Here is a 12,756-nt window from a genome sequence, read left to right on the forward strand (position 1 = left end):
TTATACTTCACATTATTAAGTAAGAATGGTAAACCGGAGGGAAATATGGAAAACAATGATGTACTGGAAATGTTAGAAATAACTAAGGAATTTCCGGGGGTAAAGGCACTGGACAGTGTGACCCTGAAAGTAAAAGAAGGGACAGTACATTCACTGATGGGAGAAAACGGTGCCGGAAAATCAACATTGATGAAATGTCTTTTTGGAATCTATGCACTGGACAGTGGAAAAATACTGTTTAGAGGAGAAGAGGTAAATTTTAAGAATCCGAAAGAGGCACTGGAAAATGGAATTTCTATGATCCATCAGGAATTAAGCCCTGTTCCTTTTAGAAATATTATAGACAATATATGGCTGGGAAGGTTCAAAACAAAAAGACTTCTCGGATTAAAGGTAGTAGATGAGAAATATCTGTATGCCGAGACAGAAAAACTGCTGAAAAAACTTCAGCTTGACGTGAGTCCGAAAACTGAAATGAAGGATCTTTCTGTTTCACAAATGCAGATGGTGGAAATAGCAAAGGCAATATCATATAATGCCAAGGTTATTGTAATGGATGAACCTACATCTTCACTCACTGAAAATGAGGTAGATAAATTATTTGAAATAATAAAGCAGTTAAAATCTGAAGGAGTGTCAATTATTTATATTTCTCATAAAATGGAAGAAATATTGCAAATATCAGATGAGGTAAGTATTATGAGGGACGGAAAGTATATCGGAACCTGGGCGGCAAAAGAACTTACCACTGATATAATAATATCAAAAATGGTTGGAAGAGAATTAAATGAGAGATTTCCAGAAAAAAATAACGTTCCTGAAGAAGAGGATATATTAAGAGTGGAGAATTTGACATCTATAAGTGATAAATCCTTTACTGATGTCAGCTTTAACCTAAAAAAAGGGGAAATACTGGGACTCGGGGGTCTGGTAGGTGCTCAGAGAACTGAGCTTGTAGAAGCGATATTTGGTCTGCGTAAGATCAAGAGCGGAAAAATTTTTCTTAATAATAAAGAAATAAACATAAATAATCCGTCAGAAGCCATAAAAAATAAAATGGCACTTGTAACTGAGGAAAGAAGAGCAACAGGGATTTTTGAGGTATTGTCGGTTAAGGATAATATTCTTATTACGACATATACTGATTTAATAAAATATCATGTTGCAGTAGATGATAAGCTGGGCAAAGTTATAACAAAAGAAAGCATAAGTAATCTGAAGATTAAAACACCCGATGAAAAAACACAAATAAGAAATCTTTCAGGAGGAAACCAGCAAAAAGTAGTATTTGCAAGATGGCTTTTGTCTTCGCCGGATATACTCATACTGGATGAACCTACAAGAGGAATAGATGTGGGTGCTAAATTTGAAATTTATAATATAATAATAGATCTTGCACAAAAAGGTAAAAGTATAATCCTGATAACTTCGGAAATGAGCGAGCTCTTAGGATTAAGCGACAGAATAGTTGTTATGTGTGAAGGAAAGAAAAGCGGAATCCTTGACAAGAAAGAAGCAAATCAGGAAAAAATCATGGAATTGGCTACTAAATATATGTAGACTGGAAAGGAAAAACGATGGATCAAACTTTTCAAATAAATAAAATGAAAAACTTTTTTGCTAAAAATGCGATCTATATGGTTTTGGTTGTTTTGGTTTTAATTATAGGAATGCTTAATAAAAATTTTCTTCAGATAAATAACCTGACTAATGTATTGATGATAGCTTCAGTAAGAATTATAATAGCTCTCGGGGTAGGAGGTATACTGATTACCAAGGGAACGGATCTTTCTTCGGGAAGAACAGTGGGGCTTACTGCCTGTGTGGCTGCAAGTCTGATGCAGAGAGCAGATTATGCGGATAAAATGTACAAAAATCTTCCCCAGCTTCCTATAATAGCCGCAATAATTGCAGCTGTAATAGTGGGGATGGTAATAGGACTTATAAACGGTTCGGTAGTTTCATTTCTAAAGGTACCTCCTTTTATAGCAACTCTGGGAACAATGGTAATAGTATACGGTGCTTCAAGCATGTACACGAAAGCAAAACCTATAGGAGGATTAAGAGATGATTTTACTAATCTTGCCACGGGAAAAAATGTACTGATACCAAATATTATCTTCATAGCAATTATTATAATGATAATGATATGGTTTCTTCTGAATAAAACCGTCTTCGGGAAAAATATTTATGCTATAGGGGGAAATCCTATAGCCGCTGAGGTATCAGGCGTAAAAGTAGAAGCCAATCTTTTGAAAATATATATTCTTGCCGGGGCATTATACGGTCTTGCCGGAACATTGCTTGCTGCAAGAACCGGAGGAGCCACAAATAATTACGGTCTGATGTATGAGCTGGATGCCATAGCTGCCGCTACAATAGGGGGAGTTTCTACATCGGGAGGAATAGGAAAAGTTTCGGGAATAATAACAGGGGTACTAATCTTTGAAGTGTTAAATAACGGATTGGTAATATTGGGTGTTGATACAAATGCACAAAATATAGTTAAGGGTATAATAATAATTACAGCTGTTGCACTGGATATACGAAAATACCTTGCTAAAAAATAATTTTTACAAAAGGTTTTAAATTTGGGAAGGCTGTCAGTCTGCTATGGCTGACAGCTTTATTTTTATACGAAAAGGAACAGCAGGATAAAATTTTTTCCAGACTGTTCCTTTTGGATTTTAGTGTTTAATATTCAGTGCATATTATATTTTTCATATCTTTTTCAATCAGCTCGATATCATCATAATTTCCGCTTTTACTAGCTGCCATAATGCCGTTTTTTTACATCTCCCAGAATCGTATACTAAAGCTTTTTAGCGGGGTTTCCATATTAAACTTATACAGGTATAAATATGGAACCTCCGGCATGATACCCGCAAAAGTGTAATATGCTTTCTCAACGCCGGCATTTTTAGATTCTGCTGCTAATTTTTTTACAGCAATCTCAGATTTGGCAGTACAGTCTGAAAAAGCTGTACATCCTGCCAAAATAAGTAAAAATAATATCTTTCTCATTATAAAACTCCTTTTTTTATTTATTATAGCCCTAAATCAGGTTATTTTATATAACTCGGCTTATAATTCCGAAATATTAAAAATAGAGAAAACCGTAAATTTCTGACAGGTTACAGATGGGAATATGAGATGATAAAAAAACTGTATAAATATTGTACCAAAAATTTCTGTCGATCTTATATACGGAATATAATGACCTAGATCGACAAATGTAAAAATCATAGTATGTTCGATGAGTTTTTATTATAATGTAGACATAAAAATGTCAAGTTTTTGAAGACGAAAAAAAGAGGTCGACAGAAATGTTTATTTGAGGTATAATAAATAAAAGGTTTTTGAGGGGATAGGTATTAATATAACTATCTTAGAATGTAAATATGTTATATTTTTTATCATTTTATCATCTCCTTAATGTATTAATATAACTATCTTAGAATGTAAATTAATATTACCACCTTTTTTTAGTTTTTGTGTTTCATCGTATTAATATAACTATCCTAGAACACAAACATTTTGATTAATTACCCTAAAATCCAAAAATCAAATAAAACTATTTTTCCTCTAAAATGGGGAATTTTTTTATATAATATTTAGAAATAAATAAAAAGAATAAATAAGGATAGTGAAATTTTTAAAATAAAATGATATAATAAATAGAAAAAAAGAGGAATATAATGAAAAAAACAGGAGAAGAAGTTCTGGGCAGCATAAATAAACTAAAGATAATACAGAGAAACGATCATCAGAATTATACTCTGGATTCAAGGCTTTTATCAGATTTCTGCAGGATAAACAGACATGTAAAAAAGATACTTGATATTGGTACAGGAAATGCAATACTGCCTTTGCTGCTGTCGCAAAAGTCGAAAGCAGAGATCACAGGAATAGAAATATTAAAAATATCAGCAGAGCTTGCTGTAAAAAATATTGAACTAAATAATCTATCTGACAGAATAAAAATAATAGAAGGCGATATAAGAAAGTGGGCTGATTATTTCAGACCGGCAGAATTTGACCAGATTATAACAAACCCGCCGTTTTTCAAATATGACGGTAATGATGACCAGATAAATGATCTGGAGCAGCTTTCCGTGGCAAGGCATGAATATAATATAAAACTGGAGGAGATCATACAGATATCTTCTGTCTTATTAAAAAACAGAGCATATTTTACAATGGTTCACAGAAGCGAGAGACTGGCAGAGATTCTTGAGCTTCTTGTAAAATACGGACTGGAACCGAAGCGTATCAGATTTTGCCATACCAAAAAAGATGCACCTGCTAAAATACTGCTTATAGAAGCGGTAAAAGGTGCCAAAAAATCTTTAGTAATAGAAAGTCCGCTGATATTGTCAGATTAGTGACGGAAACAGAATATAAGGAGGAAAAATGGGATCAGAACCAAATGTTATATTATATACAGCTATGAGTCTGGACGGATACATAGCAAAAGAGGATGGCAGTGTGGACTGGCTCGAAGATACAGGTGAGGGAGTGGAAGGAACATATCTGAAATTTTACAGCTCTATTGATACAATAATAATGGGAAGAAAAACTTATGACCAGATACTTACTTTTGGTGAGTGGGTTTATAAAGGAAAGGATACATATGTTTTGACTTCTGATATTTCAAGAGTACCTGAAAAACCGAATATTGAATTCAGAAATGATGAAATCGAGGATCTGACAACAGAGCTTAAGCAAAAATCCAAGTCAAATATCTGGCTTCTGGGCGGAGCCGAAACAGTGAATGCTTTTCTTGAAAAGAAACTTATAGATGAATACAGAATAGCCATAGTTCCGGTTATACTGGGTACAGGAATACCTCTTTTTACATCAGGAGCGGAAGAAAATCTTGATTTTAAACAGGTTACAGAATATGACGGAATAGTAGAGTTAAAGTATGAGAAAAAGAAGATGAAAATTGCAAATTTTGAAATAAATAATAATAAGTAATAAAAACAGGAGGAATTAAATGAAAAAAGTAATATTAATTTTGACATTAGTAATAGGATTACTGGGATTTTCAGAAGGAAATGTAAAAACATTTGATAACCTTAATACAGCAGTCAGTGAATACGGAAAGGTAATGCAGGAAGTTCTTAATTATGCTTCAAGAGAAGACTTTAGCAGTACCGGAGATAATCTTGCGGGATTTTTGAAAAACAGCGGCAATACAGCACTGGAAAAGAAATGGGACGGAATCAGAAATAAGCTTGCAGAGCCGTATGAAATAAAAGCAAATACTCCTAAGATGGAGGGAAGCAGCAAGGCTGTGGTTAATTATGATGTTTACGGATATGACGAAGGTAAAATTGCCGAAATGATAGATCAGAATGTAGAGCAGTTTGTTCAAGAAGATGAAAACGGCGAAATAACAATAGATATGGAAAAATATATTTTAAGTGTGGAAGATTTTCTTAATAAAGCCAAAAAAGTAAAGGTGGCAGCTACGCAGATAGAATTTGAAAAAGTAGCAGGGAAATGGATGCTTAAAGAAAAGGGTGCCTTTGAAAATTAGTGTGCGGGTAATGTGAAATGCAATAAGGCAAATCAGGGAAAACCCGGTTTTATGGAAAATATATTTACTAAAGTCAGGAGATAAAAATATGCTTGCAGATTACCATATGCATTTTGAATATGGAAGTTATGATGAGGAGTGGGTAAAAGGTTTCTTTGAATCAGCATATGAAAAGGGCGTGACAGAACTCGGAATAACAGAGCATTCACATGGATTTAAGGAATTTAAGGATCTGTATTATGATGAACTGATACTGGATAACAGTGAGATTGGTGAATTTCAGAAAAAATGGCTCGGAAATGTCAAATCAAAATTTGTTCATACTCTGGATGAATACAGAGATTTTATAAACAGTCTTAAGCAAAAAGGCTATCCCGTGAAATTTGGGATAGAAGTGTGTAATTTCAGAAATCAGGAAAGAGTTTCCGAAATATTATCCAAATATGATTTTGATTATATAATCGTATCTATACATTTCATCAAAGGCTGGGGATTCGATTTTTCAGCTTTAAAAGATATTTTCGAGAAGCAGAGTGTCTATAATATTTGGGAAGATTATGTAAGAGAAATCGAAAATGTCGCACAATCGGGTCTTTATGATATTTTAGGGCATCCGTTTAATCTGAGATTATTTAATAATTTCCCCGAAAAAAATGTAGATGATCTTTTGGAAAAAACAGCCGAAGCTTTGAAAGAAAATAACATGGCAATAGATATAAATACAGGAACTTACTATAGATACCCTATAAATGAGATAAGTCCTTATGAAGATTTTATGAAGCTAGTAAAAAAGTATGAGATACCGGTAATTTTATCAAGTGATGCACATGAGCCGGGACATGCCGGTTTTATGATTAAAGAAGCAGCAGAATATGCCTTAAGCTTTGGAATAGATAAATTTTTGAGATTTGACAAAAAAAAGAGAATTTCTGAAATGATTTGCTTAAAAAATAAATAAAATTGTAATAATATTAAATGAGTAAAAATTCTAAAATGTTTGATTTGTTTAGAATTTTTTATTTCTGTTAAAAAAAATTAACTATTAAAACAATTAATTTTTTAAAATCTTATGAATAAAAACTTGACAGTATTATATTTTTGTGGTTGAATATAGTAGTATAATCATTCTATTTATAGGAGGCTAATTTAGAAAAAATTGAACTTATAGTTAAAACTTAACTCATATGCTACTTTATAATAAAGTGATGAAAAATGTAACTAGGAAAGGAAAAAAAATGGCGAGAAGAGCAGGATTTCAAATTAATCGAGAGGATATAATCAGAGCAGCAATAAAGCAAATATCAAAATATGGCTTTAGTAATTTTACATTATCAAATCTCAGTAAAGAGCTGAATATAACTAAGGCGGCGTTATATTGGCATTTCAAGAGTAAAAATGATATTTTGATGGAGGTTTTAAAATATATTGAACTGGAGTATATTAGTAAAATCAGTGAAATATGTGATGATAAAAGCCTTTCTGCAAGTGAAAAACTAAAAAATTATCTAACATTTGTTTATGAAAAAAGTGAAAGTGATGTACATCTTTGTGTAATACCATCTAAATTATTAGGGGAATTTTTGCATAAAGACAGTGAATTTCATGAAGAAATAAGAGAAATATATGCAAATTACAAAGAATCAATAGCAAAAATTCTCATAGACGGAATTATTGAAGGTGATTTTAAGAAAAATACATCACCTATAGATCACGCAAGATTTATCGTAGGATCTATAGACGGTATTTTACAGCAATATATATCTGATCATACACAGGTACATAAAGTATTTACAACAGGAGAAAAATTTTCAGAATATGTTATGACACTTTTTGTTTAAAAAAAGGACTGGCAAAAATCTGAACGAATATTTATTCTAGTAAAAAACAGGTTGTTTATATATAAAATTTCTGATAAGGCAATAAAAATTAACATGAAGTTATATTCGGATCAGAAATTTTATTATATATCAGCCTTTTTAAATTTACTGATTTTATAAATTATAATTTTCATACATGTAAAATAGAGAATTCGGCGCAATTAATCCTTGGATTAATTGTAGGATTCTTGAAGTAAAATATTCTGATATATAATAATATAGAAAAATTGCTGAAATAAATAATTTCAGTATTTTAAAATATTTCAAATTTTAATATTTTATTTGCCGGAAATATTATTTGCAAGAAATCTCTGTATAATACTAAACTTTTATATAGTAAAATAATCTGACGTATATTTTCAGATTATTTTTTTGACTGAAAAAAGAAAAATGATTTTATTTGGAAAAAATTAATTAATATTATTTGTTTTTTAATACTTTAATTAAGAAAATTTGTTACAATAAGGAACAGACTGGTGTATTGACCAGCTTGCTTTCAGTCAGATACTGCTGCCTGTTTTTACGTCTGCAGTATTATTATCAGTGAATGCGGGCGCTATTATCTTACTTATGTAAGCTGCTTCACAGAATGAAAAATATTCAGCAGCGTTTTACTAAAGGCAGACTAGTCAATACACTAAATTATAATTTTTTGGAGTAGGAGTATATTATGGAAGAAATTATAGAAAGAATACAGGATGAAATATTCTTAATTTTTATGTTATTATTATCATTTTCAGTGTTTATGTATATAATAACGGAAAAACTAAGCTTTGTTTCAATGTTTCTATGCATGACAGTATCTTTGGCAGCGGTAAATAAAGAGGCATACCTGCTTGATGCACTGGGGTTCTTTCTTTTAGGCATTATTTCGTTTGTTATCATGCTGGATATCGATATGTGGATAGAAATGGGAATAATGGAGATGAATTTGCGGCAGAAGATCGTAAGGATGATATGTATGGCAGTGCTGGCAGTACCTCTCTTTAGGATTCTTCATACATATTCTTTTATAAATAATTTTACTTTAAATCCCAGATCAGTAATTTTATGCTTTATTACAGGAGTGTTTGCGATTCTGGTATTAGGAATAGTGCCGCGGTATATGCTTGTATTTTTATCAAGATTAAAACCAAATAAGAAAATAACTTCGTTTTTTATTATAAAAGCTATGAGATACAGAATGTTTCACGGAATGATTCAAAGTAAGCTTTATGTGAGAGACGGAGTAGGAGAATATAAATTTGAGGTTTCAAACAGGGCATATAAAATGCTGAGAAACAAAACATATGTAAAAATACAGATGCAGGAAGGACTTTTCGGTACATATTATGTAAAGAATAACTTTCTTGGAAGAGACAGACTTAGAACATTAAAAGAAGATATTCCGAGATTTCTGACAGCATTTGCAGTGATAATTATTCTAATGGGATTATCAATTGCTTTCTGCCATGTTATAAATAACTATGCATGGGTAGGATAAAACAGCAGCGGAATAAAAGGTGGTAAATATGCAGATTATAACTGCACCTATGGCGGGGATAACTGATTACAGCTTCAGGAAAATACTGTATGAATTTTCTCCGGATATTATTTTTACAGAAATGGTAGATGTAAATGCATTAAAATACAGTAATCAGAGAACTCAGGATGAGATACTGAGAAAAGCCGGTAATGAGGCAGTACAGATTTTTGGAAATAAAAATGAAGATTTTTTAGAAGCAGTAAAGCTTCTTATAGAAAGAGGATTTGACCATATAGATATAAATCTGGGATGTCCTGTGAAGAAAATAATCAGGGCGGGAAAAGGTTCGGCCCTGCTTTTAGAATCAGATTTTGTGAAAGAATTACTTTTGAAACTAAAAAAAGAATTCAGAAATGATATTAAGCTGTCAATGAAAATCAGAACCGGATATAAGAATTTTTCCGATCCTGAATATTATGTGAAGCTGGCCGAAGAGTACGGATTATTCCAGATATGCATACATGGAAGAACTCAGGAACAGCTTTACAGCGGACAGGCTGACTGGAATATAATAAAAAAAATGAAGCAGAAACATAAAAATGTAAAAATTATAGGAAACGGTGATTTAACAGATCTGAAAACAATAAAAGAAAAAACTGATTCTGCAAAGCCTGACGGTATAATGCTGGCAAGGGGACTTCTTGGTAATCCGTGGCTGCTGAAAGAAGCAAAAGATTATTTTAAAACAGGAGTATTCCATGAATCAGAAGTAGGCAGAGAAGAGATAAAGAATACTCTGATAAAGCATATAAATTACTGTATAGAGGACAAAGGGGAAATAAGGGCTAATTTAGATATGAGAAAACATATCTTTTGGTATTTAAAGGAATTTGAAAATATAGAGAAAATAAAAAATGATATTATAAAAACAAAAACTATAAAAGATGTACTGAAATATATTGTAAATAATGTATAAACCGTGATGCAGCCGGAAGAAATTTATGGTAAGGATGAAATTTTATTTGCAAAAATAAGTACAATCTAGTAAAATATAAAATACTGGAGAGGTGATTTTATGGGAATTTTTTCTGCTAAAAAAACGAAAAATCAATATGCTAAAGTTACAACTAAATCTAAACTGACTTTAGACATAACAGAAAGCAGCCAATGGAAAAAATGTTCAAAATGCAACGAGATAATATATAATGAAGATTTGAAAAACAATCTTAATGTTTGTCCGAAGTGCGGGAATTATTTTCCGCTGAATGCATTTGAAAGAATAGAATTATTAATAGATGAGAGAACTTTTGAAGAGCAGGACATTACACTCAATTCAAAAGATTTTTTAAATTTTCCGATGTATAAAGAAAAGCTGGAAGAAAGTATTGATAAAAGCAGAATGTTAGATGCTGTAATTTCGGGTTCCGGGAAAATAAACGGAATCGGAGTGAACATAGCAGTAATGGATTTTAACTTTATGGGCGGAAGTATGGGCTCAGTAGTCGGAGAGAAGGTTACGAGAATACTGGAAAGATCTCTTGAAGAAAAGATTCCGGCTATTGTGGTTTCAAGCTCGGGAGGTGCCAGAATGCAGGAAGGGATAGTGTCTCTTATGCAGATGGCGAAAACTTCAGGTGCCGTGAAGAGATTAAACGAAGCAGGAATACCTTTTATATCTGTACCGGTTAATCCTACTACCGGAGGAGTAACAGCTTCATTTGCTATGCTGGGAGATGTTATAATAACAGAACCTGATGCATTAATAGGCTTTGCAGGTCCGAGAGTAATAGAACAGACAATAAACCAAAAACTTCCAAAAGGATTTCAGCGTGCTGAATTCTTATTAGAACATGGAATGATAGACATAATATCTGAAAGAAAAGACTTGAAAGAAACAATATTCAGAGTTCTTGAAAAATTAGTGTAAACTGGAGGTTATATGAGTATAGAAGCTGAAATGAGAGATTTGGAATCTAAAATAGAAGAATTAAAAAAGTTCTCAAAAGAACAGAAGATAGATTTTTCCAAGCAGATAGAAGAACTGGAAGAGGTTTTGAAAGAGAAAATAAAAGAATATTCAAAAACTGAGATAGATGCATGGGGAAGAACCCAGATATCAAGAAATCCAAAGAGACCTTATACAATGGATTATATAGAAAGAATAGCGGATGATTTCGTGGAACTTCACGGAGACAGACTGTCAAAGGATGATCATGCAATAGTAGGCGGTTTAGCCTCTATAGACGGAAACGGCATTATGATAATAGGGCATCAAAAAGGCCGTGATATGGAAGCGAATATATATAGAAATTTTGGTATGGCAAGTCCCGAAGGCTACAGAAAGGCTTTAAGGCTCATGAGAATGGCTGAGAGATTTGAGGTGCCGATTTTGACGTTTATAGATACTTCCGGAGCATATCCGGGACTGGAAGCTGAAGAAAAGGGACAGGCAGAAGCAATAGCAAAGAACCTTGCGGAAATGTTCGGATTAAAGGTTCCGGTAATAGCTGTGGTAATAGGAGAAGGAGGAAGCGGCGGAGCTCTTGGTATAGGAGTAGCTGATTCTGTACTTATGATGGAAAACAGTATTTACTCTGTAATTTCACCGGAAGGGTGTGCAAGTATCCTGTTTAAGGACTCTAAAAAGGCTCCTGAGGCGGCAAGAAGTCTGAGAATAGATGCTTTTAGTTTAAAAAGTCTCGGAGTAATAGACGGAATAATAAAAGAGCCTATCGGCGGGGCACACAGAGATTATGACGAAACTGCCAAAAATTTGAAAAATGCCGTGGTAAAGGAATTTAGAAAATTAGAAAAAATAGAAATTGAAAAATTGTTGGAAAACAGATATAATAAATTTAGGCGAATTGGTGAATTTTTTGAGTAGGAGGAAAAATGAAAAAAATCGGAATTTTAACAAGCGGTGGAGACTCACCGGGTATGAACACAGCAATCAGAGCCGTTACCAAGATGGCTATGAACTATAACTGTGAAATGTACGGTATCAAAAGAGGATATAAGGGAATGCTTAATGATGAAATATTTAAGCTGAATCCTCTTGACGTATCAGGTATAGCAGATAGAGGAGGGACTATTCTGCTATCGGCGAGACTTCCGGAATTTAAGCAGCCTGAAGTAAGGGCAAAGGCAGCTGCAAATTTGAAAAGACATGGAATTGAAGGGTTAGTAGTAATAGGAGGAGACGGTTCTTATCGTGGAGCTGATCTTCTTTTTAGAGAGCACGGAATAAAGGTAGTAGGTATTCCAGGAACAATAGATAACGACATAGCTGGTACTGATTATACAATTGGTTATGACACAACACTAAATATTATTTTAGATGCGGTTTCCAGAATAAGAGATACTGCAAATTCACATGAGAGAACATACTTATTAGAAGTAATGGGGAGAGATTGCGGGGATTTAGCATTGTATTCTGCGATGGCCGGAGGAGCTAACGGGGTATTAATACCGGAAGTTAACAGATCAATAGACGAGCTTGCAGAAGATATAAAAGAAAGAAGATCTCAAAGAAAACTATCAGACATTATTATCGTGGCAGAAGGTGTAGGTCATGTTTTTGACATCGCCAAAGAGCTGAAAGAAAAAATAAATACAGAGATAAGAGTAACTGTATTGGGTCACATCCAAAGAGGAGGTTCGCCGACTGCATTTGACAGAGTATTAGCTACTAGAATGGGCGCAAGGGCATTTGAGCTTCTTATGGAAGGTGAAAGCGGAATAATGGTCGGGATGGAGAATAACAAAATGGTAACTCACGCTATCTCTTACGCATGGGAAAATAAAACTAACATTTCTTTGGATGATTATAACTTAACTCATCTTTTATCGATATAATATTTAGGAGGATT

Annotated in this window: 13 protein-coding genes; 12 read left to right on the forward strand and 1 reads right to left on the reverse strand. The window is 33.1% G+C overall.

Translation table 11 applies throughout. From position 1 onward, the window contains the following. Positions 1-45 precede the first annotated feature (45 nt). Entirely contained in the window at positions 46-1,560 is a 1,515-nt protein-coding gene (locus STERM_RS08375) for a sugar ABC transporter ATP-binding protein (protein ID WP_012861157.1), read from the forward strand. A gap of 17 nt (positions 1,561-1,577) precedes the next feature. Further along, the gene (gene mglC, locus STERM_RS08380) at positions 1,578-2,570 is read left to right on the forward strand and encodes a galactose/methyl galactoside ABC transporter permease MglC (protein WP_012861158.1); all 993 of its coding nucleotides are present in this window, start codon (positions 1,578-1,580) and stop codon (positions 2,568-2,570) included. Positions 2,571-2,790: 220 nt separating this feature from the next. Here mglC and STERM_RS08385 read toward each other — a convergent pair whose 3' ends face one another. After that, the gene (locus tag STERM_RS08385; RefSeq protein ID WP_012861159.1) at positions 2,791-3,024 is read right to left on the reverse strand and encodes a hypothetical protein; all 234 of its coding nucleotides are present in this window, start codon (positions 3,022-3,024) and stop codon (positions 2,791-2,793) included. Positions 3,025-3,698: 674 nt separating this feature from the next. Here STERM_RS08385 and STERM_RS08390 point away from each other — a divergent pair. From STERM_RS08390 to pfkA, 10 genes are all read left to right on the forward strand, one after another. Further along, a complete protein-coding gene (locus STERM_RS08390) occupies positions 3,699-4,385 on the forward strand; it encodes a tRNA1(Val) (adenine(37)-N6)-methyltransferase (protein WP_012861160.1) in 687 nt (228 codons plus the stop codon). A gap of 28 nt (positions 4,386-4,413) precedes the next feature. Then, a complete protein-coding gene (locus STERM_RS08395) occupies positions 4,414-4,980 on the forward strand; it encodes a dihydrofolate reductase family protein (protein WP_012861161.1) in 567 nt (188 codons plus the stop codon). Positions 4,981-4,999: 19 nt separating this feature from the next. Next, positions 5,000-5,545 (forward strand): hypothetical protein, encoded by a 546-nt coding sequence (locus STERM_RS08400; protein WP_012861162.1) that lies wholly within the window; start codon positions 5,000-5,002, stop codon positions 5,543-5,545. Positions 5,546-5,633: 88 nt separating this feature from the next. Further along, the gene (locus STERM_RS08405; RefSeq protein ID WP_012861163.1) at positions 5,634-6,503 is read left to right on the forward strand and encodes a histidinol-phosphatase; all 870 of its coding nucleotides are present in this window, start codon (positions 5,634-5,636) and stop codon (positions 6,501-6,503) included. A gap of 277 nt (positions 6,504-6,780) precedes the next feature. After that, the gene (locus tag STERM_RS08410) at positions 6,781-7,383 is read left to right on the forward strand and encodes a TetR/AcrR family transcriptional regulator (RefSeq protein WP_012861164.1); all 603 of its coding nucleotides are present in this window, start codon (positions 6,781-6,783) and stop codon (positions 7,381-7,383) included. A gap of 709 nt (positions 7,384-8,092) precedes the next feature. After that, on the forward strand, positions 8,093-8,905 hold the full coding sequence (locus STERM_RS08415) for a hypothetical protein (RefSeq protein WP_012861165.1): 813 nt from the start codon (positions 8,093-8,095) through the stop codon (positions 8,903-8,905). 28 nt (positions 8,906-8,933) lie between these two features. Then, complete coding sequence (locus tag STERM_RS08420; protein WP_012861166.1) at positions 8,934-9,863, forward strand: tRNA dihydrouridine synthase; 930 nt, start codon at positions 8,934-8,936, stop codon at positions 9,861-9,863. A 99-nt stretch (positions 9,864-9,962) separates the two neighbouring features. Next, positions 9,963-10,814 carry an acetyl-CoA carboxylase, carboxyltransferase subunit beta gene (gene accD / locus STERM_RS08425; RefSeq protein WP_012861167.1) on the forward strand — a complete coding sequence of 284 codons (852 nt, stop codon included), beginning with the start codon at positions 9,963-9,965 and terminating at the stop codon, positions 10,812-10,814. 12 nt (positions 10,815-10,826) lie between these two features. Then, a complete protein-coding gene (locus STERM_RS08430; RefSeq protein WP_012861168.1) occupies positions 10,827-11,771 on the forward strand; it encodes an acetyl-CoA carboxylase carboxyltransferase subunit alpha in 945 nt (314 codons plus the stop codon). Positions 11,772-11,779: 8 nt separating this feature from the next. Beyond that, positions 11,780-12,742: a 6-phosphofructokinase gene (gene pfkA / locus STERM_RS08435; RefSeq protein ID WP_012861169.1), complete on the forward strand. Its 963-nt coding sequence runs from the start codon at positions 11,780-11,782 to the stop codon at positions 12,740-12,742. The last annotated feature ends 14 nt before the right edge of the window (positions 12,743-12,756 follow it).

This window comes from Sebaldella termitidis ATCC 33386 (assembly GCF_000024405.1).
Lineage (GTDB): Bacteria > Fusobacteriota > Fusobacteriia > Fusobacteriales > Leptotrichiaceae > Sebaldella > Sebaldella termitidis.

Excerpts from the sequence above, each read along its gene's own strand:
- STERM_RS08385 (WP_012861159.1), bottom strand. The coding sequence starts at position 3,024 with ATGAGAAAGATATTATTTTTACTTATTTTGGCAGGATGTACAGCTTTT.
- STERM_RS08415 (WP_012861165.1), top strand. The coding sequence starts at position 8,093 with ATGGAAGAAATTATAGAAAGAATACAGGATGAAATATTCTTAATTTTT.
- STERM_RS08395 (WP_012861161.1), top strand. The coding sequence starts at position 4,414 with ATGGGATCAGAACCAAATGTTATATTATATACAGCTATGAGTCTGGAC.
- STERM_RS08390 (WP_012861160.1), top strand. The coding sequence starts at position 3,699 with ATGAAAAAAACAGGAGAAGAAGTTCTGGGCAGCATAAATAAACTAAAG.
- STERM_RS08405 (WP_012861163.1), top strand. The coding sequence starts at position 5,634 with ATGCTTGCAGATTACCATATGCATTTTGAATATGGAAGTTATGATGAG.
- mglC (WP_012861158.1), top strand. The coding sequence starts at position 1,578 with ATGGATCAAACTTTTCAAATAAATAAAATGAAAAACTTTTTTGCTAAA.
- STERM_RS08410 (WP_012861164.1), top strand. The coding sequence starts at position 6,781 with ATGGCGAGAAGAGCAGGATTTCAAATTAATCGAGAGGATATAATCAGA.
- STERM_RS08420 (WP_012861166.1), top strand. The coding sequence starts at position 8,934 with ATGCAGATTATAACTGCACCTATGGCGGGGATAACTGATTACAGCTTC.
- STERM_RS08400 (WP_012861162.1), top strand. The coding sequence starts at position 5,000 with ATGAAAAAAGTAATATTAATTTTGACATTAGTAATAGGATTACTGGGA.
- STERM_RS08375 (WP_012861157.1), top strand. The coding sequence starts at position 46 with ATGGAAAACAATGATGTACTGGAAATGTTAGAAATAACTAAGGAATTT.
- accD (WP_012861167.1), top strand. The coding sequence starts at position 9,963 with ATGGGAATTTTTTCTGCTAAAAAAACGAAAAATCAATATGCTAAAGTT.
- pfkA (WP_012861169.1), top strand. The coding sequence starts at position 11,780 with ATGAAAAAAATCGGAATTTTAACAAGCGGTGGAGACTCACCGGGTATG.
- STERM_RS08430 (WP_012861168.1), top strand. The coding sequence starts at position 10,827 with ATGAGTATAGAAGCTGAAATGAGAGATTTGGAATCTAAAATAGAAGAA.